17 protein-coding genes are annotated in these 25,057 nt (G+C 31.6%); all 17 read left to right on the top strand.

Annotated features, from left to right (window positions below):
• Positions 1–88: 88 nt before the first annotated feature.
• The gene (gene uvrB, locus KQI77_RS09260) at positions 89–2,077 is read left to right on the top strand and encodes an excinuclease ABC subunit UvrB (protein WP_216390141.1); all 1,989 of its coding nucleotides are present in this window, start codon (positions 89–91) and stop codon (positions 2,075–2,077) included.
• A complete protein-coding gene (uvrA, locus tag KQI77_RS09255; protein ID WP_216390140.1) occupies positions 2,078–4,900 on the top strand; it encodes an excinuclease ABC subunit UvrA in 2,823 nt (940 codons plus the stop codon).
• An 83-nt stretch (positions 4,901–4,983) separates the two neighbouring features.
• Entirely contained in the window at positions 4,984–5,424 is a 441-nt protein-coding gene (locus KQI77_RS09250; protein ID WP_216390139.1) for an FHA domain-containing protein, read from the top strand.
• A gap of 17 nt (positions 5,425–5,441) precedes the next feature.
• Positions 5,442–6,662, top strand: a complete 1,221-nt coding sequence (locus KQI77_RS09245; RefSeq protein ID WP_216390138.1) for an FtsW/RodA/SpoVE family cell cycle protein — start codon at positions 5,442–5,444, stop codon at positions 6,660–6,662.
• A gap of 5 nt (positions 6,663–6,667) precedes the next feature.
• Positions 6,668–8,137, top strand: a complete 1,470-nt coding sequence (locus KQI77_RS09240; RefSeq protein ID WP_216390137.1) for a penicillin-binding protein 2 — start codon at positions 6,668–6,670, stop codon at positions 8,135–8,137.
• A gap of 218 nt (positions 8,138–8,355) precedes the next feature.
• Positions 8,356–10,227: an excinuclease ABC subunit UvrC gene (uvrC, locus tag KQI77_RS09235; protein ID WP_216390175.1), complete on the top strand. Its 1,872-nt coding sequence runs from the start codon at positions 8,356–8,358 to the stop codon at positions 10,225–10,227.
• Positions 10,228–10,367: 140 nt separating this feature from the next.
• Positions 10,368–11,291 carry a UDP-N-acetylmuramate dehydrogenase gene (gene murB / locus KQI77_RS09230; protein ID WP_216390136.1) on the top strand — a complete coding sequence of 308 codons (924 nt, stop codon included), beginning with the start codon at positions 10,368–10,370 and terminating at the stop codon, positions 11,289–11,291.
• Between the two features lie 93 nt (positions 11,292–11,384).
• Positions 11,385–12,263 carry an RNase adapter RapZ gene (gene rapZ, locus KQI77_RS09225; RefSeq protein WP_216390135.1) on the top strand — a complete coding sequence of 293 codons (879 nt, stop codon included), beginning with the start codon at positions 11,385–11,387 and terminating at the stop codon, positions 12,261–12,263.
• Positions 12,260–13,609, top strand: coding sequence for a gluconeogenesis factor YvcK family protein (gene yvcK, locus KQI77_RS09220; RefSeq protein WP_216390134.1), 1,350 nt, complete (start codon positions 12,260–12,262; stop codon positions 13,607–13,609). Before rapZ ends, yvcK begins: the two co-directional genes overlap by 4 nt.
• 7 nt (positions 13,610–13,616) lie before the next feature.
• Positions 13,617–14,564, top strand: a complete 948-nt coding sequence (gene whiA / locus KQI77_RS09215; protein ID WP_216390133.1) for a DNA-binding protein WhiA — start codon at positions 13,617–13,619, stop codon at positions 14,562–14,564.
• Between the two features lie 14 nt (positions 14,565–14,578).
• Complete coding sequence (locus KQI77_RS09210; RefSeq protein WP_216390132.1) at positions 14,579–18,163, top strand: DNA polymerase III subunit alpha; 3,585 nt, start codon at positions 14,579–14,581, stop codon at positions 18,161–18,163.
• A gap of 252 nt (positions 18,164–18,415) precedes the next feature.
• Positions 18,416–19,375, top strand: a complete 960-nt coding sequence (gene pfkA, locus KQI77_RS09205) for a 6-phosphofructokinase (protein WP_216390131.1) — start codon at positions 18,416–18,418, stop codon at positions 19,373–19,375.
• A gap of 77 nt (positions 19,376–19,452) precedes the next feature.
• Positions 19,453–20,871 carry a pyruvate kinase gene (pyk, locus tag KQI77_RS09200; protein ID WP_216390130.1) on the top strand — a complete coding sequence of 473 codons (1,419 nt, stop codon included), beginning with the start codon at positions 19,453–19,455 and terminating at the stop codon, positions 20,869–20,871.
• Positions 20,872–21,040: 169 nt separating this feature from the next.
• On the top strand, positions 21,041–21,403 hold the full coding sequence (locus tag KQI77_RS09195; RefSeq protein WP_216390129.1) for a DUF1540 domain-containing protein: 363 nt from the start codon (positions 21,041–21,043) through the stop codon (positions 21,401–21,403).
• A gap of 106 nt (positions 21,404–21,509) precedes the next feature.
• Positions 21,510–22,880, top strand: coding sequence for a 23S rRNA (uracil(1939)-C(5))-methyltransferase RlmD (gene rlmD, locus KQI77_RS09190; protein ID WP_216390128.1), 1,371 nt, complete (start codon positions 21,510–21,512; stop codon positions 22,878–22,880).
• A 569-nt stretch (positions 22,881–23,449) separates the two neighbouring features.
• The gene (sdaAB, locus tag KQI77_RS09185) at positions 23,450–24,115 is read left to right on the top strand and encodes an L-serine ammonia-lyase, iron-sulfur-dependent subunit beta (RefSeq protein WP_216390127.1); all 666 of its coding nucleotides are present in this window, start codon (positions 23,450–23,452) and stop codon (positions 24,113–24,115) included.
• A 19-nt stretch (positions 24,116–24,134) separates the two neighbouring features.
• A complete protein-coding gene (sdaAA, locus tag KQI77_RS09180) occupies positions 24,135–25,022 on the top strand; it encodes an L-serine ammonia-lyase, iron-sulfur-dependent, subunit alpha (protein WP_216390126.1) in 888 nt (295 codons plus the stop codon).
• Positions 25,023–25,057 lie beyond the last annotated feature (35 nt).

The following is a 25,057-nucleotide window of genomic DNA, read 5'->3' as shown; positions in this document are numbered from 1 at the left end:
TATTCTCTGTAGGAAATTACTTGAAAGATTTTGGATTATGAAATATAATGAAATACGAACATAAGTTTGATTACAAGGGGTGATAAGTTTGGATAAATTTAAAATTCAATCAAAATATAAACCGATGGGAGATCAGCCTCAAGCTATTAGAGATATAGTAAATTCAATAGAGGCGGGAAACAAATGCCAAACATTATTAGGTGTTACAGGTTCAGGAAAGACCTTTACTATGGCTAATATAATTCAAGAAATACAGAAGCCAACTATAGTTTTAGCACATAATAAAACACTAGCAGCACAACTTTGTTCAGAATTTAAAGAATTTTTTCCAGACAGTATAGTAGAATATTTTGTTTCGTATTATGATTATTATCAACCAGAAGCATATGTTCCACAGACAGATACATTTATAGAGAAAGATGCATCTATAAATGATGAAATAGATAAATTTAGACATTTAGCTACTTCAGCATTATTTGAACGAAAAGATGTAATAATTGTAGCTTCAGTTTCATGTATATATGGTTTGGGTAATCCAGAGGAATACAAGAAATTATGTATAAGTTTAAGAACTGGTATGGAGAAAGATAGAAATGAATTAATAAGACAATTAACTGATATTCAGTTCGAGAGAAATGATATAGATTTTCAGAGAGGAACATTTCGAGTTAGAGGAGACTCTATAGATATTATATTAGCTTCGTCATCTAATATAGGAATAAGAGTAGAATTCTTTGGAGATGAGATTGATAGAATAAGAGAATTTGATGTATTAACAGGTAATATAATTGCAGATAGAACTCATGTAGCTATATTCCCCACTTCACACTTTGCAGCTTCTAGAGAAGCTATAGAAGTTGCTATAGGTAGGATAGAAGAAGAACTTGAAGATAGATTACAAGAGCTTAATGCACAAGATAAACTATTAGAAGCCCAAAGATTAAGACAGAGGACTAATTTTGATATAGAGATGATAAGAGAAATGGGGTATTGTAGCGGAGTGGAAAACTATTCAAGGATATTTGATGGAAGGGATCCTGGAAGTCCACCTCAGACACTACTAGATTATTTCCCAGATGATTATCTTATGTTTATAGATGAAAGTCATGTTACACTACCTCAAGTAAGAGCAATGTATGCAGGTGATAGATCTAGAAAACAATCATTGGTGGATTATGGATTTAGGTTACCTTGCGCATTTGATAATAGACCACTTAAGTTTGGAGAATTTGAAGATAAGATTAACCAAGTTGTATTTGTTAGTGCAACTCCTGGTGAATATGAGTTAGATCATTCTAAGGTAGTGGCAGAACAGATAATAAGACCAACAGGACTATTAGATCCAATTATAGAGATTAGACCTGTAGATGGGCAAATTGATGATTTGTATAAAGAAATATTAGAAACTAAAGAACGAGGATTTAGATCTCTAGTAACAACATTAACCAAAAAGATGGCAGAGGATCTTACAAAGTATTTATCAGAGTTAGGTGTTAAGGTAACTTATATGCATTCAGACATTGATACTATAGAACGAATGAAGATAATCAAAGATCTTCGATTAGGTGAATATGATGTTTTAGTAGGAATAAATCTATTAAGAGAAGGGTTAGATATTCCGGAAGTTGCTTTAGTTGCAATTCTAGATGCTGACAAAGAAGGTTTCCTTAGATCTGAAACATCATTGGTTCAGACTATAGGAAGAGCAGCTAGAAATTCAGAAAGCAAGGTTATAATGTATGCTGATACTATTACAAAGTCTATGGATAGAGCAATAAAAGAAACAAATAGAAGAAGGGGCATACAAGAAGAATATAATAGAGAACATAACATAATACCAAAGACAATAATAAAAGAAGTAAGAGATGTATTAGAGATAAGTAAAACAGTTGAAGATGATTCACCAAAAGAACTAGATAATAAGAAATTAACTAAGAAGGAAAAGGACAAAATTATTAAACAATATACTCAAGAAATGCTTGAAGCAGCAAAAAATCTTCAATTTGAAAGAGCTGCAGAGCTTAGAGATATAATAGAAGATTTGAAATCTAATAAAAAAACGAAAGGAAATAGATAGATGATTGAGAATATTAAAATAAAAGGTGCAAAAGTTCATAATCTTAAAAATATTGATTTAGAAATACCTAGAGATAAGCTTATAGTATTTACCGGTTTATCTGGTTCAGGTAAGTCTTCTCTTGCATTTGACACTATATATGCAGAGGGGCAGAGAAGATATGTAGAATCTTTATCTGCATATGCTAGATTATTTTTAGGACAAATGAACAAACCAGATGTTGAAAGTATAGAAGGATTATCACCAGCTATAGCTATAGATCAGAAGACAACAAGTAAGAATCCTCGTTCAACTGTAGGAACTATAACAGAGATATACGATTATTTAAGATTGTTATATTCTAAAGTAGGAACACCTTATTGTCCTAATTGTGGAAAAGAAATAAAGCAACAATCTGTTGATCAAATAGTTGATAAAGTTATGGAATTAGGAGAAAGAACTAAGATAATGGTTTTGGCACCTTTAATAAGAGGAAAAAAAGGTCAGCATGAGAAGGTGTTACAAAACATAAAGAAGAATGGTTTTGTTAGAGCTAGAATAGATGGAGAAATGTATGAGCTAGCAGAAGAGGAAATAAAATTAGAAAAAACTCGTAAGCATAATATTGAAGCAGTAGTAGATAGGTTGATAATAAAAGAAGGAATAGAAGGTAGATTATCTGATTCGTTAGAAACTGCATTAAAAATAGCAGAAGGATTAGTTATAATCAATATAGTAGGAGGAGAAGACATACTATTTAGTGAAAAATTTGCTTGCCCTGATTGTGGCATAAGCATAGATGATATTGCACCTAGATTATTTTCATTTAATTCACCATTTGGAAAATGTGATTGTTGTGATGGGCTAGGAACATTGTATGAAATAGATCCTAAACTTGTTATTCCTAATAAGGATTTAAGTATTAGAGAGGGAGCAATAGCTACTTGGGGTGATGGTAGAATGAAACCAGAGTCATGGACTTATGCTATATATACTGCTCTTACAGAGAAATATAATTTCTCTTTAGATACTCCAGTTAAGGAATTACCAAAGGAAGTTATAGATGTAATATTATATGGAACTAATGGCGAAAAGCTTAAGATACCTTATACTAAGGATGGAGTAAGGTCTATTTATTCTTATGCATATGATGGGGAGATAAATTCTTTACAGAGAAGATATCAAGAAACTAATTCAGATATGATAAAAGGTGAAATAGAACAATATATGAGTAATAACCATTGTCCTAAATGTAAAGGTGCTAGATTAAAGAAGGAAGCTTTATCTGTAAAGGTTGGAGATAAGAACATATATGAATTTACTACAATGCCTATAAGAGATGAGTTAGAATTTATGAAGCATCTCCAGTTATCTGATAAAAATAAAATTATAAGTGAACAAATAGTTAAAGAAATAGAGAATAGACTTCAATTCTTAATAGATGTAGGGCTTGATTATTTATCATTAGCTAGAAGTTCAGGTACTCTATCAGGTGGAGAATCTCAGAGAATAAGACTAGCAACTCAAATAGGCTCTGCACTTATGGGAGTATTGTATGTATTAGATGAACCTAGTATAGGTCTTCATCAGAGAGATAATGATAGGCTTATAGGAACTCTTAAGAAGTTAAGAGATGTTGGAAATACTGTCATTGTAGTTGAGCATGATGAAGATACCATGAGAGAAGCTGATTATATAGTTGATATAGGACCAGGAGCAGGGGAACACGGTGGAGAAATTATTGCAGCAGGTCCATTAGAAGATATAATGCAATGCAATAATTCTATAACAGGACAATACTTGAGTGGTAAGAAAAAGATAGATGTGCCTATTAATAGAAGAAAAGGTAATGGAAAATTCATCAATATAAAAGGTGCAAAAGAAAATAATCTTAAAAATCTTAATGTATCAATACCTCTAGGAACATTAACAATTGTTACAGGAGTATCTGGTTCTGGTAAAAGTACTTTGGTTAATGAAATATTATATAAAGGATTAAACAAAATAGTAAATAAGAGTAAAAATCCTGTTGGCAAGCATAGAGAGATTACTGGTTATGAAAATATAGATAAGATAATAGATATAGATCAAAGTCCAATAGGAAGAACTCCACGTTCAAATCCAGCAACTTATACAGGAACTTTTGATATTATACGAGAATTATTTGCATCAACTCCAGAAGCGAAAATGAGAGGATATAAGCAAGGAAGATTCTCTTTCAATGTAAAAGGTGGAAGATGTGAAGCGTGTTCTGGTGACGGAATAATTAAGATAGAGATGCAATTCTTATCAGATGTATATGTGCCATGTGAAGTATGTAAAGGTAAGAGATATAATAGAGAAACTCTTGAGGTAAAATATAAAGGAAAAAATATAGCAGATGTATTGGAGATGACAGTTACAGAAGCTCTAGAATATTTCGAGAATCACCCTAGAATTAAGAATAAACTACAAACCTTATATGATGTTGGATTAGGCTATGTAAGATTAGGTCAGCCATCTACACAATTATCAGGTGGAGAAGCTCAGAGAATTAAGCTTGCTTATGAATTATCTAAGAGAAGTACAGGAAAAACATTATATATTTTAGATGAACCAACAACAGGACTTCATATAGAAGATGTTAAGAGATTAATAGAAATACTTCAGAGACTGGTAGATGCAGGAAATACTGTAGTTGTAATTGAACATAATCTTGATATGATAAAATGTGCTGATTATATAATTGATCTTGGACCAGAGGGTGGAGAAAATGGAGGAACATTAGTAGCGAAAGGAACTCCAGAAGATATAATTCGCAACGAAAAATCTTACACTGGTAAATATTTAAGAAAGCTATTATAAAATAGTAAGAGAAAATTTATATACAATGTATAATTTTATTGTATAATCATAGGTGGGTAGGATTAATTGTTCGAGGTGAAGATATGGATTTTTCAAGTTTAACGAAAATAGTATTTGGTATAATATTTATAATAATACTATATGTAATAATATATTATGCACTAAAAATAATGTACAAAGACGTAAAAGGTGGCGGTAGAAGAAGGGCACCTATGAAGAGGAAAAGTTACGGAATAGAAGTATTAAAGGTAGAGCAACATAACGATTTAAAGGTAGGCTCTGTGATTCCTGTTAGGAATGAAGTAACTATAGGAAGAAAAGAAGATAATGCAATTACATTATCAGATCCGCATGTATCGGGGCATCATGCAAGATTACTTATTAAAAATGAGATATTATATGTTGAAGATCTTAATAGTACTAATGGAACATTGGTAAATGGTAGGAAAATTAATGGGAGAGTTAAATTATTTGCTAAAGATGAGATAGAAATAGGTACTACAGTACTTAGAGTATTAGGATAGAATGCTGGGGTGATAGAGTGAAGACTAAGAAGGATGAGAGAAAGTTATTAATAATAACTTATATATTGTGTATATTTCTCTTTGGTAAGTTAGCAATATTGGAAACACCGATAGATAAACAAGCGCTTATAATAGGAGGTATTCTATGTCTAGTAATAGGATATTCTCATTTTGTAATAAGAAAGTTTTATCCAGATGGTGATAAATTCTTGCTAATATTTGCATGTATATTATCAGCTATAGGAATAGCAGTAATATATAGAATAGATCATTCAGATGCTATTAAACAAATAATATTATTTATAATTGGTATTATTATCTATATACTTGTAGTTGTATTGTTGCCAGACATGAAGAAGTTGTCTAAGTATAAATATGTGTACTTGGCATGTACTGCAGTGCTTATGCCTATGGCGAGTATTTTAGGAAAAGAAGTATATGGTGCAAAGAACTGGGTATTTATAGGCCCTATAGGATTTCAACCATCGGAATTTGGTAAGATAACATTGATATTATATTTAGGATCAGTACTTATGAGTTATGATAGGACTAAAAAAGGACTAGAACATATAAAAGTACTAATAGAACCAGCTATAGTAGTTATGGTATCACTAATATGTTTGGTTATTCAAAGAGACTTAGGATCTGCACTTATTTTCTTTGGAGTTGCTGTGGCTATATTATATGTTGCAACATCTAAGAAAAAATATGTTTTTACATGTTTGGCGTTATTTGGAGCGGGATCAGCTATGGCATATAAACTTTTTTACCATGTTCGTAAAAGAGTTAGAATATGGTTAGATCCTTGGAAGGATCCAAATGATGAAGGTTATCAGATAGTTCAAGGATTATATTCAATATCATCAGGAGGAATGTTAGGATCAGGCTTAGGTCAAGGATATCCTGGATTTCTTTCAGTTCCATCTTCAGATTATATCTTTGCAGTTATATGTGAAGAATTTGGAATGGTATTTGGAATAGGTATAATGTTCTTATATTTCTTATTTTTCTATAGAAGCATAAGAGTAGCATTTATAACAGAAAATAGTTTTTCACAATTAGTTGCTGTAGGACTTAGTTGTATGATAGCATTACAGGTTCTAGTTATAATTGGTGGAATATTTGCCATTATTCCATTAACAGGTATAACATTACCATTTGTAAGTATGGGTGGTAGTTCTATTATATCTACCTTCTTTGCATTAGGATTATTACAGAAAATATCTGAGGAGGGTTAAGATATATGGGAGATTTCAGAAATAGTGTAAAAAAAGTAATGATAGTTTTTTTAGTGCTTTTTGTTGCATTGATAACATATATTGCATATTTCCAAGCATTTAAAGCCCCAAGTATAGCAGCTGATGAAGGCAATAAGAGAATATGGGCCAAGAGAAATGAGATATTAAGAGGAACTATATATGATAGGGATGGAAGAGCCCTTACTACGAGTGAGAAGAGCGGAGTGCTTACACAGAAAAGAACTTATGTATATGGGGACTTATATTCAACAACACTAGGATATATCAATGAAACTTATGGACTATCAGGTATGGAGAAGACATTTGATAATCAACTTACACAATATAGTAGTGTTAAAGCTGGAGTTAAAGAATTCTTTAGCAATTTTAGTGTAGATAAATTAAAAGAAGATTTTAAAAATAGAAATAATGAAGAAGAAAAAATAGGTAATAGTGTTGTATCAACATTAGATACCGATATTCAACAAGTTGCATATAATGCATTAGGTAATCAGCAAGGTGCAGTAGTTGCCCTTAATCCTAAAACGGGAGAGGTTTTATGTATGGTATCTAAGCCAGGATTTGATCCTAATAATCTTGCAGAATCAATGCAAGCAGCAAATGCAGGAGATACAAGTGTATCATTTATAAATAGAGCAACATATGGTGTTTATCCTCCAGGATCAACATTTAAAACAATAACTACAGCTAGTTCATTAGAGAATATAAGTGGAGTTGAAAGTAGAATATTCCAAGATAATGGTGTATTATCATTTAATAGCGACTATTCATTATCCAATGCTGGTGGAGCTGCTCATGGAAGTATTAATCTAAAACAAGCTTTTGCTTATTCTAGTAATGTTGTATATGGAACATTAGCTTTAGAGCTAGGCAATGAAAAGTTAAAGAGTACAGCTGAAGATTTTGGATTTAATAGTAGTATAGATGCGATAGGTTTTTCTATACAGAAGAGCACATTCCCAACACTAGAAGACTATGAAGAAGGTATGATTGCACAAAGTGGTATAGGACAGAGTTCTATAGTTGCTACACCGATGCAAATGGCATTAGTTGCAAGCACAATAGCTAATGATGGTGTGATGATGAAACCAAGAATAGTGAGCCAGATTAAGGATATGCATGATAATGTAGTGAAGACTTATGATTCAGAAGAATATAAAAAAGTATTAGATTCAGATATAGCAGCTACTATAAAGGATTATATGATTAATCTAGTTAGTAGTAATGGTAGTATGTATTATTTTAATGGTTATAATGTAGCTGGTAAAACAGGAACAGCTGATCATAATAATGATGATGGTAGTGCTGCTACACCACATTCATGGTTTATAGGTTTTGCACCTGCTGATGATCCTAAGGTTGCAGTGGCAGTAATTGTTGAAAACGGAGGATATGGAGCACAAGTTGCAGCACCTATAGCAGGTCAAGTTATTGCATCAGCACTAAATCAATAGTAGAAGAATTAAAAGCAAATTTATTTGTGGTAAAAGTGACTTAATTAGCTATTAAGTCAATACACAGGTAATTTTGCTTTTGTTACTCTTTTAGAAAATTATATTTTGTTTGTAGTTGTGAATAAGTATCTTAGATATAGTATTTGAGTAATCTTAGAGCATACTACCTAAATATTTTTGGGGATGGAAGAAAAATATCAAAAGAAGAGGTGATAATTATTTTTGATTTTGAATATCAGTTAAAAATATTGCCAGATAATCCAGGAGTATATTTGATGAAAAATTCTCTTGGAGAAGTAATATATGTAGGAAAAGCAAAAATATTAAAAAATAGAGTTAGACAATATTTTCAGAATTCAAAAAACCATTCTGAAAAAGTAAAAGCTATGGTTAAGAATATAGCGGAATTTGAGTATATAGTAACAGATACAGAAATGGAAGCACTTATTTTAGAATGTAATTTGATAAAAAAATATAGTCCTAGATATAACATTCTTCTAAAAGATGATAAATTTTATCCTTTTATTAAAATTACTGTTAAGGAAGATTATCCAAGAGTTTTCATAACTAGAAATTATGCTAGAGACGGTGCAAAATATTTTGGACCATATACTAATTCAACAGCAGTTCATGAAGTTATGAACCTTATTCAAAAGATATTTCAAGTGAGAACATGTAAGAGAAGCATAAAAGAAGATGGAGAAAAAACTAGACCTTGTTTAAATTATCATATAAAAAAATGCAAAGCACCTTGTAATGGCGGAATATCTAAAGAAGAATATGGCAAAATGATAAAAGAAATAATGGATATATTAAATGGTACTAATAAAACTATAATATCTGAACTTAAAAAGGAGATGCTAGAGTATTCAGAAAAACTTGAATTTGAAAAAGCAGCATTAGTTAGAGATAGAATAAATGCAATTGAAGCATTAGTTGAGAAACAAAAAATATTCAATAAAAGTGATAGTGATGAAGATTTTATAAATATATTCAGAGATGAGGAATGTGCATGTATTCAAGTATTTTTCTTTAGAGAAGGGAAAATTAATGGCAGAGAGCATTTTATTATACAGGATACAAAAGATGAAACAGATGAAGATATATTAGAACAGTTTATAGTTAACTTTTATAGTGGAACAGCAATAATTCCTAAAAATATATATGTTCCGGGAATATCAGACATAGAAGTTGTAGAAGAATTACTTTCTGTAAAGAGAGGATCTAAGGTATCTATAAAGATACCTCAAATAGGCGAAAAGCTTAAGATGATTAATTTGGTTAAAGAAAATGCTACATTGATGTTACAGCAGTTTAAATCTAAGATATTAAAGGAAAGAGAAAAACAGCAAGAAGCACTTGAAGAATTAACAGAAAGATTGAATCTTGAAGAAATACCATATAGAATAGAATCTTATGATATATCGAATATTCAAGGAGTAGATTCTGTTGGTACAATGATTGTATTTGAGGATGGTAAACCTAAAAATAGTGATTATAGAAGATTTAAAATAAAAACAGTAAAGGGTGCTGATGATTATAGTAGTATGAGAGAAATATTAACTAGGCGTTTTGAGAGAGGATTAAATGAAATAAAAGAGATACAAGATAAGAAGCTTATGTTATCTAAGGGTAAGTTTCATAGTTTTCCTGATCTTATAATGATGGATGGTGGTAAAGGTCAAGTTAATATAGCATTAGAAGTCCTAAATAAACTAGGAATAAATATTGAAGTTTGTGGTCTAGTGAAAGACGATAAGCACAGAACAAGAGCAATTATATATAATAATAAGGAAATTATAATAAGAAAAGATTCAGAGTTAATGTATATGATAACAAGAATTCAAGATGAAGTTCATAGGTTTGCGATAACATATCATAGGACACTTAGAGATAAGAGAACTTTACATTCTATATTAGATGATATTCCTAATATAGGTGAGAGGAGAAGAAAAGATTTACTTATGCATTTTGGTAGTGTTGATAATATAAAGAAGGCAACTAGAGAAGAGCTTCAAGATGTAAAATCACTTAATAAGAAAAGTATAGATAGTATTATTGAATATTTTAGAAACAATAACAAAAAATAAGCTTGAGTAGATAATAATATCTTGTTTATATTGCAAATATAAATTATACTAATAGGTAGGCATAAAGAGAAGTTTTGACTTCAAATGTAACGTTGGTGCAATACGTTTAGTTAATAAATAAATAGATCGAGGAGTTTGTCATGAATCAATATTGTAGTTATAAGGATTTATTTAAAGATATATATTCAGAGGATAGTATTAAGGTTAATGAACCTATGAAAAATCACATTTCATTTAAGGTAGGAGGACCTGCAGACATATTATTAGAACCTTCAAATGACATGCAAGTTATAAAGACTATTAAAATATGTAGAGATAACAATGTACCATATATGATTATAGGTAATGGTTCTAATCTACTAGTTAAAGATGGTGGAATAAGAGGCGTTGTAATTAAATTATCTGGTTTAAATAGTGTTAATGTTGATAAGAACTATATAACAGCGGGAGCAGGAGTAGTGCTTAAAGAGGTATCAGATGTAGCGTTAGATAATTCACTAACAGGATTTGAATTTGCATCTGGAATACCAGGCTCTGTAGGTGGTGCTGTATTTATGAATGCAGGGGCATATGATGGTGAAATGAAGAATATTATTAATTCAGTTACTGCGTTAGATAAGAATGATAATATAATTACTTTGCCTAAAGAGAAATTAGAATTTGGATATAGAACTTCTAATATTAAGACAGAAGGTTATATAGTTTTAAGTGCACAATTTGAATTGCAATTAGGAGATAAGGATAAAATAAATAATAGAATAGAAGAGTTAACTCAGAAGAGAGTAGAGAAACAACCACTTGAATATGCTTCAGCAGGAAGTACTTTTAAGAGACCAGAAGGATATTTTGCAGGAAAACTTATTCAAGATGCAGGACTTAAAGGTTTTTCTGTAGGGGATGCAGAAGTGTCGCAGAAACATTCTGGATTTGTAATTAATACTGGAAATGCTACTGCACAAGATGTTTTAGATGTAATAAAGCATGTTCAAGATGAGGTTAAGAATCAGTTTGGTGTAGAGTTAAAGACAGAAGTAAGGATAATTGGTGAAGATTTACAAAAATAATGATAGGGTGGATTCTTGGAGGGTCCACCTTTGTTAAGTTAAAGGTTTGAATTGTATAAGGTTAGAGGAAGTAACATTTTGGAGGCGATTGCTATGAGATTTATTATTGTAACAGGTTTGTCAGGAGCAGGAAAGACGGAAGCTACAAGAACATTAGAAGATATGGGGTATTTTTGTGTAGATAATCTACCACCTAAGTTAATACCTAAATTTGCAGAAGCATGTAGTACAGGAAATATAGAAAAGGTGGCTTTGGTTATAGATATAAGAGGTGGAATATTCTTTGATGATTTATTTGAATCGTTGACATATTTGGATAAAAATGAATATAAACATGAAATAATATTCCTTGAATGTAGTGATGAAGTGTTAGTTAAGAGATTTAAAGAATCTAGAAGAAGTCATCCGTTAGCACCTACTGGAAGAGTTATAACAGGTATTAATGAAGAAAGAAACAGACTTAGCAAAATAAAAGATAAAGCTGATTTAATTATAGATACTTCAAAATATAAAATAAGAGATTTAAGAGAAAAATTAAATGAATATTTTGGAGATGCAACAAGACCTGAGAGACAACTTACAATAACAGTATTGAGTTTTGGATTTAAATATGGAATACCTGTTGATTCAGATTTAGTATTTGATGTTAGATTTATTCCTAATCCTTTCTACATTCCAGAGTTAAAGGCATATTCTGGAGAGGATGAACCTGTAAAAAAATTTGTGCTAGAACAAAGTGAAACTGAAACCTTTATAAACAAATTAATGGATATGTTACAATTCTTAATACCAAATTATCAAAAAGAGGGAAAACGACAATTAATAATTGCGATAGGTTGTACTGGTGGTAGACATAGATCTGTGGCTATTACTAATGAAGTTAATAGAAGATTATCAGAAGCTTATTATATTTCTAAGGCAGAACATAGAGATATATTAGAAGATGTTAATAAAGGAGCAAAAAAACTATGAGAATAACTGACTGGCTTAAGCCAGGAATAAAAGTAAAGAGATGGTTATCATTTGGTTTGCTAGGAGTACTACTTATAGTATTTGGTAGTACTGAATTGGTTAACAAAAGAGTATATGACATATATTATAAGGCATTCTATATACTTATAAATATAATTGGACTATTCATAATATATATTGCGGTAACAGAAGTTATAAAGTCATTTATTGTATTGGCGAATTCCGGATATGTAAAGGTGACTTTAGATAATAAAAATATAGAAAGTCTAATATATGAAAAAAGATTGTTAGTAAAAGGAGCTAAGATTGTAGTAATAGGTGGAGGAACAGGACTATCTACAATGTTAAGAGGACTTAAGTATTATACTTCTAACATAACTGCTGTAGTTACAGTAGGCGATAATGGAGGAGGATCAGGTGTGCTTCGAGAAGATCTTGGAATGTTACCACCTGGAGATATACGTAACTGTATATTAGCATTAGCGGATACTGAGCCTATAATGGAAGAATTGCTACAATATAGATTTAAAGATGGAATTTTAAAGAACCAAAGTTTTGGTAATTTGTTTTTAGCAGCTATGGATGGAATATCAGAAAACTTTGAAGAAGCTGTCCAGAAGATGAGCTCAGTTCTAGCAGTTACAGGAAAGGTTCTTCCGGTAACTCTTGATGATATGCAATTAGTTGCAGAATTGGAAAATGGAAATAGAGTATATGGAGAATCAGAAATTCCAGAAGAAGCAATAAAACAAAAAACAAAAATAGCCAAATTAATGATAGAACCTGAAGGTGCCAAACCATTACAAGAAGCATTAGATGCCATAAAGGAAGCTGATGCAATAATATTAGGACCTGGTAGTTTATACACAAGTGTTATATCTAATTTATTAGTAGACCAGATTAGTTCAGCAGTAGGAAAGAGTAATGCAATAAAGTTATATGTATCTAATATTATGACTCAACCTGGCGAAACAGATGACTTTAAAGTGTCAGATCATATAAAAGCAATGAGAAAGTACGGTGGAAAAGAAATTATAGATTATGTTATAGCTAATAATGGAAATGTACCACAAGAATTACAACAAAAATATAATGCTGAAGGTTCTGTAGTAGTTCAAAATGATAAAGAAGAAGTTAAAAAATTAGGAGTAAAAGAGATAGAAGCTGATTTAGTTAAGATAGAAGATGGTTATGTTAAGCATAATACAGATAAGTTAGCAGAAGTACTTATAGATACAATAATGGAAAATAGATTATTTTATGATAAAAAGAAAATAATAGAGTATATGTATTTATCTCAAAAAATAAAACAAAGAGAGAAAGAAGAGAAAAAGATAAAGGAGTAGTAGTTGCATGTCATTTTCATCAAAAGTAAAAGGAGAAATTGGTAGATACACAGATTTAACAAAGACTGAAGCACTTGCTGAAATATCAGCTATTATGAAAGTTGGTGGAACTTTAGGCTTTAGTGGAAAAGGATTATCTTTTAAGATAACCACTGAAAATCCTGCAAGTGCTAGGGTTATATTTACAATTTTAAAAGAATATTTTGATATACACTCAAAGCTTATGGTTAAAAAAAGCACTTCTCTTAAAAAAAATAATATATATATGGTAGTTATAACAGAAGAAATGGGAGTAAGAGAATTATTAAGAAAAACTGGCATATTAAAAGAAATAGATGGAGCAATGAATCTAGATTATGGGATAGATAGAGAAATGGTAAAGGGAGAAGCTGAGAAAAAAGCTTATATAAGAGGAGCTTTTTTAGGTGGTGGAAGTGTAAGTAATCCAGAGAAAACTTACCATTTAGAATTTGTTACACATAGTGAAGAATATGCTATTAGTTTAAGCAAGTTAATAAATGAATTTGGATTAAAATCAAAGGTTATACAAAGAAAAAATGCATTTATAGTATATATAAAAGAAGGCGAGCAGATAGTAGATGTGTTAAATATAATTGGAGCTCATTCTTCTTTACTTGAATTAGAAAATATTAGAATAATGAAGGAAATGCGTAATAATGTAAATAGATTGGTTAATTGTGAAACTGCCAATTTATCCAAAACTGTAAATGCTGCAGTAAGACAGGTGGAAAGTATTAAGCTAATACAATCTCAAATTGGACTTCAGAGATTACCTCAGAACTTAAGAGAGATAGCAGAGCTTAGGCTTAATTATCCTGATGAATCCCTAAAGGAACTAGGGGAGATGTTAGATCCTCCAGTTGGAAAATCTGGTGTTAATCATAGGTTAAGGAAGATAGAGAAGATAGCATCTGAATTGAAAAATGAAGAATAAAGGAGGAAAGGAGTATGTCTGACAAGAAGTTCTGTCACTTACATCTTCATACAGAGTATAGTCTGTTAGATGGTTCTGGAAAAGTTGATAAACTTATAAAGAGAGCCAAAGAGTTAGGAATGGATAGCATAGCAATAACAGATCATGGTGTAATGTATGGTTGTGTTGAATTTTATAAGCAAGCTATTGCAAATGGAATAAAACCTATATTAGGATGTGAAGTATATGTTGCAGGAAGAAATATGCATGAAAAGAACTTTGAATATGGTAATTCTACTTATCATTTAGTATTACTAGTTAAAAATGAAATAGGTTATAATAACTTGATGAAAATTGTATCAGCAGCATCAATAGATGGATTTTATTATAAACCTAGAGTAGATCATGATTTTTTACAAAAGCATAGTGAAGGATTAATTGCACTTAGCGCATGTTTAGCTGGTGAAGTACAGAGAAATATAGTTAATGATGATTATGATAAAGCTAAAGAAATAGCTCTATTATATAAAAAGATATTCAAAGATGGTTTCTATTTAGAAATACAAAATCATGGCATACCAGAGCAGAGAAAAGTAAATGAATGGAACATAAAATTATCAAGAGAATTAGACATACCATTAGTTGCAACAAATGATGTACATTATATAAAGCAAGAAGATAGTAAAGCACATGATATATTAATGTGTATTCAAACAGGTAAAACAATAGAAGATGAGAATAGAAGAAGATATCCATCAGATCAATTCTATTTAAAATCAGCAGAAGAAATGTGGGATATGTTTTCATATATTCCAGAAGCTTTAGAGAATACATTAAAGATTGCTGAAGAATGTAACTATGATTATAAATTTCATGAATCAAAGCTACCTAAGTTCCCTTTACCTGAAGGAGAAGAACCTTATAGTTACCTTAGAAATCTTTGCTATAAAGGATTGATAGACCGATATAGTGTGTTTACTAATATTCGTAATAAAGAATTAAATTATGATGAAATAGACAAAATAAAAAATGAATCAGAGGAAGCAAAAGAATATATAGATAGATTAGAGTATGAATTAGGCGTAATTAAACAAATGGGATATGTTGATTATTTCCTTATTGTATGGGATTTTATAAGATTTTCTAATGAGAAAAAGATACCTACAGGACCAGGAAGAGGTAGTGCAGCAGGTTCTATAGTTGCATATACTCTTGGTATAACCAAGATAGATCCAATTAAATATACGCTTATTTTTGAACGTTTCTTAAATCCTGAGAGAGTAAGTATGCCAGATATAGATTCTGACTTCTGTTATGAAAGAAGACAAGAAGTAATAGATTATGTTGTTGAAAAATATGGAGAAAACAATGTATCACAAATAATAACATTTGGTACAATGGCACCAAGGATATGTATAAGAGATGTAGGAAGAGCTATGAATTATTCATATGCTGAAGTAGATAAGATAGCTAAGATGATACCTAATGAACTTGGAATAACTATAGATAAAGCTATAGAAAAGAATCCTGAATTGCATCAGATATATGAATCTGATCAGAGGATAAAGACTCTTATAGATATAAGTAGAAGTCTAGAAGGTATACCTAGACATTCTTCAACCCATGCAGCTGGAGTGGTAATTGCATCTAAGGCACTAGTTGAATATGTACCACTTCAGAAGAATGAAGAAATGATAGTAACACAATTTGGAATGACAACTCTAGAAGAACTAGGACTGCTAAAGATGGATTTCCTTGGATTAAGAACTCTTACAGTAATGAGTGATGCTGTAAAGATGGTGAAGGCAAACAGAGGTATAGATATAGATTTAGATAAAATAGATATGGACGATGAAAATGTCTATAAAATGATAGGTGACGGACATACTTCAGGAGTCTTTCAATTAGAGTCACCTCGTATGACTGCATTTATGAAGGAATTAAAGCCAGATAGATTAGAAGATATCATAGCGGGAATAGCATTATATAGACCAGGACCAATGGCAGAAATACCTAGATATATAAAGGGAAAAAATAATCCAAAAGATGTTGAATATATTGTTCCAGAATTGGAGAGTATATTAGATGTAACCTATGGTGTTATTGTATATCAGGAACAAGTTATGGAGATAGTAAGGAAGCTTGCTGGTTATTCTATGGGTAGAAGTGATATGGTTAGAAGAGCTATGTCCAAGAAAAAGCATAAGGTTATGGAACAAGAACGAGAGAATTTCATTAATGGTATAGTAGATAAGGATGGTAACGTAGAAGTACCTGGTTGTATTAGGAATGGAATTAAAGAAGAAGATGCTAACAAGATATTTGATATTATGATGGATTTTGCATCGTATGCATTCAATAAGAGTCATGCAGCAGCTTATGCAGTAGTTGGATATCAGACAGCATTTCTTATGCGATATTATCCTGTTGAGATGATAGCAGCTATGCTTAACTCAGTTATGGGCTCTAGTGATAAGGTAGCTTATTACATTAAATTTGCAGAAACTCAAGGCATACAAGTGTTACCACCAGATATTAATCATAGTTATTCTAAGTTCACAGTTAGTGGCAATACAATTAGATTTGGATTGGCTGCTATCAAGAATGTAGGTTATAACGTTGTAGAGAGCATAGTTCATTCGAGAGATTTAAAGGGAACATTTGGATCATTAGACGAATTTATAGATAAGATAGATTTATCATCTGTTAATAAGAGAGCTATAGAGAGTCTTATTAAGGCTGGAGCATTAGATTGTTTCAATGTATACAGATCTCAAATGTTAGCAGTATATGAGAAGGTAGTAGAAGGAGCAGTTAATCAGAAGAAGAGGAATATAGATGGACAGCTGAACTTATTTGATTTAACTGAAGATATAAGTACAGAGATACCTAAGATTGTTTATCCAAGGATAAAAGAATTTAATAAAAAAACTATATTATCTATGGAGAAAGAAATGACTGGGTTATATATATCGGGACATCCTTTAGATGAATATAGACAGAGCTTGAAATATCAAACATCCATAGAAATTGAAACTATTAACAAGTCATATGAGATGATAGAAGATAGTGTAGCAGATGAATTATCTGCATCTATAATTGCAGATAACTACGTCAATGATAACGACACTGTTATAATAGGTGGGATAATAACATCTATGAATCAAAAAGTAACTAGGAATAATCAATTAATGGCCTTTTTACAATTAGAAGACCTTACTGGGACTATAGAAGTAATAGTATTTCCTAAGACCTTAGATAAGGTTAGAGATCTCATTTCTGAAGATTCGTTAGTTAGAATTAAAGGTAGAGTAAGTATAAAAGAAGATGAACCACCAAAACTAATTTGTGAGAGTATAGATGGGCTAGAGAAGATAAATGATGATAAACTATATATACTAGTTAAAGATAGAGAAGAACTTAATATATTAAACAGAGAAATAGTTAAATATATAGGTGATTGCACAGGAGACACACCAGTATATGTATGTGTAGCTTCAGAAAATAAGAAATCCTATAGATTATCTCATGATAAGTGGGTTGAATTAGATGACAATATAGTTTTGGAAAGATTAAGAGATAGGTATGGTGTAGACAATGTTAAGGTGGTAAATAGATAATTATTGAAGTTAGTAATTGGATATTATTGATTATTTAAGAATCACTAGTTAATTCAATAAAAAACTCTAGTTAAGTTTGTTGATTTAGGATATAATATATCATAGGGTATGATAAAAAAATAAAATAAATAAGCTATTTCCATTGAAAAATTATCGATTTTTTTGTACAATTATTTTGGTTATTGTATAAGTGGACGATTTTGGTATTAGTGGGACTTATTAAGCCCCAACGGTGTGTAAGGAGGAGTTTTAATGAAGAAAATTGCTATTTTAACAAGCGGTGGCGATGCTCCAGGAATGAATGCAGCGATCAGAGCGGTTACAAGAGCAGCCTTAGACAAAGGATTAGAAGTTGTAGGAATCGAAAGAGGATATGCAGGATTATTAGGTGGGGAGTTTGTCCCTATGAATAGAACTTCCGTTTCAGATATAATTCAAAGAGGTGGAACTATTCTAAGAACTGCAAGATGTTTAGAATTTAAACAAGAAGAAGTTAGAAAAAGAGCTGTGAAGATTCTTAAGGCTTATGGAATTGACGCGTTAGTAGTTATAGGTGGCGATGGTTCATTTACAGGCGCAAAACTTCTATCTAAGCTTGGAGTTAAAACTGTAGGATTACCAGGTACAATAGATAATGATTTAGCTTATACAGACTATACAATAGGATTTGATACTACACTAAATACAGTATTAGATGCTGTAAACAAGATAAGAGATACATCTAACTCTCATGAAAGAGTTTCTATAATAGAAGTTATGGGAAGACATTGTGGAGATATAGCACTATATTCAGGACTTGCAGGTGGTGCAGAAGCTATATTAGTACCAGAAAAGGGATTCGATAAGGATGAATTGTGTAGAACAATTATGGAAGGTAAGAGAAATGGTAAAACTCATAATTTAATATTATTAGCAGAAGGCATTGGAGGCGCTTTTGAATTAGCAAAAGAAGTACAGGAAGTTACAGGAATAGAAACTAGAGCTACAGTATTAGGCCATATTCAAAGAGGTGGAAGTCCAAGTGCATTTGATAGAATATTAGCTTCTAGAATGGGAGCGAGGGCTGTAGATGTATTATTAGAAGGAAAGACATCAAGAGTAATAGGAATAAGAGACAACAAGATAATAGATGATGATATAGATGAAGCTTTAGCAATGGAGAGAAAATTTGACGAAGAATTATATGAAGTTGCACAAGTATTATCAAAATAATTAACGATTAATAAATTTTTATTTATTATAGATATATTTGAGATAAAAATATTTAAATCAAGAGGAGTGTTATTTTAATGAGAAAAACTAAGATGATTTGTACAGTTGGACCAGCTAGTGAAAGTGAAGAAATATTAGAGCAAATTATAAAAGCAGGTATGAATGCTTCTAGACATAACTTTTCACATGGTGACCATGAAGAACATCGTGGAAGAATTGAAAAGGTAAGAGCAATTGCTAAGAAGTTAAACAAACAAATAGCTATCGTTCTTGACACTAAGGGACCTGAAATAAGAACTGGTAAATTCGAACCAAACAAAGTAGAATTACAAATGGGAACTGAATTCACTATATATGCAGGTGGAGATGTTGTAGGAGATACTACTAAATGTTCTGTTACTTATGAAGGATTAGCTAAAGATGTTAAACCAGGAAACACTATCTTAATAGATGACGGTTTAGTAGGATTAACTGTAAAAGAAATCGAAGGAAATGCAATTAAGTGTGTTGTTAACAACACTGGATTAGTTGGAACTCATAAAGGAGTTAATGTTCCTGGAGTATCAATAAAATTACCAGCTTTAACTGCTAAAGACGAAGCTGACTTAAAGTTCGGTTGTGAAATGGGTGTTTCAGCAGTAGCTGCTTCATTCATAAGAAAAGCTGATGACGTATTAGCAATAAGAAAGTTATTAAATGAAAATGGTGGAGAAAACATTTTAATCATATCTAAGATAGAAAATCAAGAAGGTGTTGATAATATAGATGCTATATTAGAAGCTTCTGATGGAATCATGGTAGCTAGAGGAGACCTTGGTGTTGAAATCCCAATAGAAAACGTACCAGGAGTTCAAAAGATGATCATCCAAAAATGTAACGCTGCAGGTAAGCCAGTTGTAACTGCTACTCAAATGTTAGATTCTATGATGAGAAATCCAAGACCAACAAGAGCAGAAGTATCAGACGTAGCTAATGCTATCTATGATGGAACAGATGCTATCATGTTATCAGGAGAAAGTGCTAACGGTACTTATCCAGTAGAAGCTGTTCAAACAATGGCTAGAATAGCAGAAACTACAGAAGCTCAATTACAATACAAAGTTGCAGTTTCAAATGCTAAACATCACATTCCAGCTATAGCAGGAGTTATTTCAAGAGCTACTTGTAATGCAGCAGCTGAATTAGAAGCAGCAGCAATATTAACTTCAACTCAAAGTGGTGCTACAGCTAAGAGAATATCTCAATGTAGACCAGAATGTCCAATCGTTGCTGTTACACCATGTGACAAAGTTGCTAAACAATTAGTATTCTCATGGGGTGTATTCCCAATCTTAGCTGATAAGATGGAATCAACAGATGAAATGATGGAAAAATCAGTTGAAATAGCTGAAGCTAACGGATTTGTTAAGAAGGGTGATACAGTTGTTATCGCTGCAGGAGTACCAGTAGATAAGATAGGTGCTACTAACTTAATGAAAGTAAGCGTTGTTGAATAATTAATAACAACTTATAATAGAAAGTCTCAAGATGAAGATTCATCTTGAGATTTTTTTTTGCATAAAATTATCAATAATAGATAACAATATTAATGTAGAAGAACTTTAGTGAATAATAGAAGAAGTTTCAATATATAATTATTAGTCTATTAGAGAGGATGATATGCTGATGCCTAGGTTAAATTGCAGTGCTATGAATTGTGATTATAACGATAATGGATTTTGTACAACTGCTAATATAACAATAGAAGGAATGGAAGCTAATAATAAGTCCGACACTTATTGTAGTACATATATAGATACAGATGGAGTGATTGGATTAAGGAATGAGTATAGCAATTATATGATGGGAATGGTTCAAGGATTTTCATCATCTGCATTTGAGGGTAATATTATGAGCCCATATATACAATGTAATGTACATACATGTCACTATAATTTAGATGGAGTATGTATGGCTAGAGATGTGAATATATATGGAGAATCACAAGGACAATTGGGTACAGAATGCAATACCTTTATTAGAAGATAATATATCTTTTGATGTAAGATAAAATAATCTGCCTTTATATGAAAAAGTATAGTATAATTGTTCAGAAGGAAAATAATAAATTTAATCTATTTAAAGGGTGATATATTTGGTTGAAAAGAACAAAGAATACATTTTAGATATAGTTGCAGAAGGATATCAAGGAGAAGGTATAGCGAAAATTGAAGGTTATCCTATATTTATAAAAGGTGCAATAAAAGGTGAAAAAGCAAAGATAAAAATCATAAAAGTTAATAAAAACTATGCTTATGGAAGGCTTCAAGAGATAATAGAAACTAGTGAAGATAGAGTTAAACCTACTTGTAGTTATTATAAGAGATGTGGTGGGTGTTCTCTTCAACATATGAATTATAAGAAGCAATTAGAGTTTAAGTGGAATAGAGTTAAAGATTGTATAGGAAGAATAGCAGGTTTAGATGAAGAATTAGTTAAATATCCTTTAGGGATGGATAGTAATGCATATAGATATAGAAATAAAGTACAATTACCAATAGGAAAAGTAAATGGAGAGATAGTTATAGGTTTCTTTGCTGAAAGAAGTCATGACATAATAGATATAGATGAATGTTTAATACAATTTGAAGAAGCTGATTTAATAAGAAAGATAACAAAAGAATGGATAATAGATAATGATATTGAACCAGCAACAGTTGATGGGAAGTATAATGCTAATGGATTAGTAAGGCATATAGTTATAAGAAAAGGCTTTACTACAAATGAGATAATGGTAGTATTAGTTGCTACAACAGATAATGTACCACATATAGATGAATATATAGATAGACTTAAAAGTAATATTCATGGCCTTAAGAGTGTAGTTTTAAATATAAACAATAAAAACACTAATGTAATATTAGGAACTAAGTGTATAACAATATATGGTTCAGATACGATACAAGATTATATAGATAAGTTTAAGTTTAATATATCGCCATTATCGTTCTTTCAAGTTAATCCTAAACAGACAGAGGTGTTATATAATAAAGCTCTAGAATATGCAGGATTAACAGGAAATGAAGTGGTTTTTGATGCTTATTGTGGAACAGGAACAATAACTTTATTCTTGTCTCAAAAGGCTAAAAAGGTATATGGAGTAGAGATAATAGATGCAGCTATAGTTAATGCAAGAGAGAATGCAAGAATAAATGATATAGATAATTGTGAATTTTTTGTGGGTAAATCAGAAGAGGTAATACCACAGTTATTGAACCAAGGAATTAATCCAGATGTTATAATGTTAGATCCACCTAGAAAAGGTTGTGATATAAGTTTATTACAGTCTATTATAGATTGTAATATACCTAAAATAGTGTATGTGTCTTGTGATCCTAGCACTTTAGGTAGAGATTTAAAGATTTTAAGTGAGAATGGCTACAAAGTTAAGATGGTACAACCTGTAGATATGTTTGGCGGAAGCTTTCATATTGAGTCAGTAGCTTTGCTTGTCAAGGAGTGTTAACGACGTAGAGAAGCAACTAGTACTGACCATGCAATAGCTGTCCAAGAATACGAACCGAAGGTGAGGTATGATTGGAGACAGCAAACTGCTGAGGCAAGTAGCTTTGCTTGTCAAGGAGTGTTAACGACGTAGAGAAGCAACTAGTACTGACCATGCAATAGCTGTCCAAGAATACGAACCGAAGGTGAGGTATGATTGGAGACAGCAAACTGCTGAGGCAAGTAGCTTTGCTTGTCAAGGAGTGTTAACGACGAAGAGAAGCAACTAGTACTGACCATGCAATAGCTGTCCAAGAATACGAACCGAAGGTGAGGTATGATTGGAGACAGCGAACTGCTGAGGCAAGTAGCTTTGCTTGTCAAGGAGTGTTGAAGGCGGAGAGAAGTAGAGCTAGTACTGACCATGCAATAGCTGTCCAAGAATACGAACCGAAGGTGAGGTATGATTGGAGACAGCGAACTGCTGAGGCAAGTAGCTTTGCTTGTCAAGGACTGAAGGGACGACGAGAGGAAGATAAGCAATTTAAATTATAAAAAAATACATTAAGATAAATGAAAAGAGGGATATTTATGGCGGATTTATTTGATATTATTGGCCCTGTTATGGTAGGACCGTCTAGTTCACATACAGCAGGTGCAGTGCGTATAGGACTTGTTACAAGAAAATTATTAGGAGAGAAGCCTATAAGAGCTATCATTTCATTGCATGGATCATTTAAAGCAACTGGTGTAGGGCATGGAACACATCAAGCAATTATTGCTGGACTTTTGGAAATGAAACCAGATGATGTTCGTATTCCTCAAAGTTTTCAATATGCTGAAGAAGAAAATCTTTCGTTTAGATTTGAACAAGTTAACCTTAGAAATGCTCATTCGAATACTGCACTTATAGAAGTGGAAGGTATAAATGGAAGTAAAATAAAGGTACAAGCATCTTCTGTTGGAGGTGGAAGGATTGTAGTAAATAAAATTGATGGTATAGAAGTTAATTTTACTGGTGAAAATCATACTCTTGTTGTACATAATATGGATCAAGTAGGACATGTGTCTCAAGTTACTACAATGCTTGCAGAACAAGGTGTAAATATTGCTACTATGCAATTGTTCCGTAATAAACGAGGTGGACAGTCTGTTATGGTTTTGGAATTGGATCAGACAGCATCTAAGGAAAAATTAAAAGAATTAGAAATGCTACCAGGAATAGAAAAAGTAACATATATTGAAGCTGTGAGATAGAAAGGTATGGTGTAGAAAAATGGCATTTAGAAGTATGAAAGAGATTATGGATAGAGCAGAAAAGTTAAATGGAGATATTGTAAGTGCTATTGTAGAATCAGAGTGTAAAGATTATGGAATGGATAAAGAGGACGTATATTTGCGAATGGAAGAAATGTGGAGCAGCATGTATCAAGCTGGAATTGAATATGATGAGACATTACATTCAAAAAGTGGACTTGTAGGTACAGATGGACAAAAAATGATTAATTATATACAGAAGGAAGAATCTTATAGTGGCGATTTTATGGGAAATGTTATTGCAGAAGCTATTAAAATGGGAGAATCTAATGCTTGTATGAAACGTATTGTCGCAGCGCCAACTGCAGGATCTTGTGGAGTACTTCCAGCTGTATTAATTACATCATTTAAAAAGTTTTCTTTATCTACACAAGAAATATTAGATAGTTTATTTGTTGCAGCAGGTATTGGCCAAGTAATTAGTGAGAGAGCATCATTAGCTGGTGCCACAGGAGGATGTCAAGCTGAAATTGGTTCAGCAGCAGCTATGGCAGCAGGTGCATTAGTTCATTTAAAAGGTGGATCGCTTAGTCAAATATCAAATGCAGTAGCAATTGCATTAAAAAATATGTTAGGATTAGTGTGTGATCCAGTAGCAGGATTAGTAGAAGTGCCATGTGTAAAAAGAAACGTAGCAGGGGCTGTAAATGCAATTGCAGCAGCTGATATGGCTCTTGCTGGAATAAGTAGTAATATTCCGGCAGATGAAGTTATAGATGCTATGAGAGAAATTGGCGATGATATGCCTACAAAATATAAGGAAACTGCATGTGGTGGGTGTGCAGTTACAGAAACAGGAAAGAGAATTGCCAAAAAGATGAAAGATATGCAAAAATCAATGATTTAGTAGGTATATTAAAGTTATCGAAAGGATTATAAACT

Origin of the sequence: Clostridium sp. MSJ-8, assembly GCF_018918325.1 — a bacterium.
Classification (GTDB): domain Bacteria; phylum Bacillota; class Clostridia; order Clostridiales; family Clostridiaceae; genus Clostridium.
The sequence above is the reverse complement of the archived record's forward strand: the minus strand, read 5'-3'. Positions and strand labels throughout refer to the sequence as shown.

What these genes read in the sequence shown, in the direction of transcription:
- uvrA (WP_216390140.1), top strand. Translation starts at nt 2,078, where the DNA reads ATGATTGAGAATATTAAAATAAAAGGTGCAAAAGTTCATAATCTTAAA.
- KQI77_RS09250 (WP_216390139.1), top strand. Translation starts at nt 4,984, where the DNA reads ATGGATTTTTCAAGTTTAACGAAAATAGTATTTGGTATAATATTTATA.
- KQI77_RS09240 (WP_216390137.1), top strand. Translation starts at nt 6,668, where the DNA reads ATGGGAGATTTCAGAAATAGTGTAAAAAAAGTAATGATAGTTTTTTTA.
- murB (WP_216390136.1), top strand. Translation starts at nt 10,368, where the DNA reads ATGAATCAATATTGTAGTTATAAGGATTTATTTAAAGATATATATTCA.
- rapZ (WP_216390135.1), top strand. Translation starts at nt 11,385, where the DNA reads ATGAGATTTATTATTGTAACAGGTTTGTCAGGAGCAGGAAAGACGGAA.
- yvcK (WP_216390134.1), top strand. Translation starts at nt 12,260, where the DNA reads ATGAGAATAACTGACTGGCTTAAGCCAGGAATAAAAGTAAAGAGATGG.
- whiA (WP_216390133.1), top strand. Translation starts at nt 13,617, where the DNA reads ATGTCATTTTCATCAAAAGTAAAAGGAGAAATTGGTAGATACACAGAT.
- KQI77_RS09210 (WP_216390132.1), top strand. Translation starts at nt 14,579, where the DNA reads ATGTCTGACAAGAAGTTCTGTCACTTACATCTTCATACAGAGTATAGT.
- pfkA (WP_216390131.1), top strand. Translation starts at nt 18,416, where the DNA reads ATGAAGAAAATTGCTATTTTAACAAGCGGTGGCGATGCTCCAGGAATG.
- pyk (WP_216390130.1), top strand. Translation starts at nt 19,453, where the DNA reads ATGAGAAAAACTAAGATGATTTGTACAGTTGGACCAGCTAGTGAAAGT.
- KQI77_RS09195 (WP_216390129.1), top strand. Translation starts at nt 21,041, where the DNA reads ATGCCTAGGTTAAATTGCAGTGCTATGAATTGTGATTATAACGATAAT.
- sdaAB (WP_216390127.1), top strand. Translation starts at nt 23,450, where the DNA reads ATGGCGGATTTATTTGATATTATTGGCCCTGTTATGGTAGGACCGTCT.
- sdaAA (WP_216390126.1), top strand. Translation starts at nt 24,135, where the DNA reads ATGGCATTTAGAAGTATGAAAGAGATTATGGATAGAGCAGAAAAGTTA.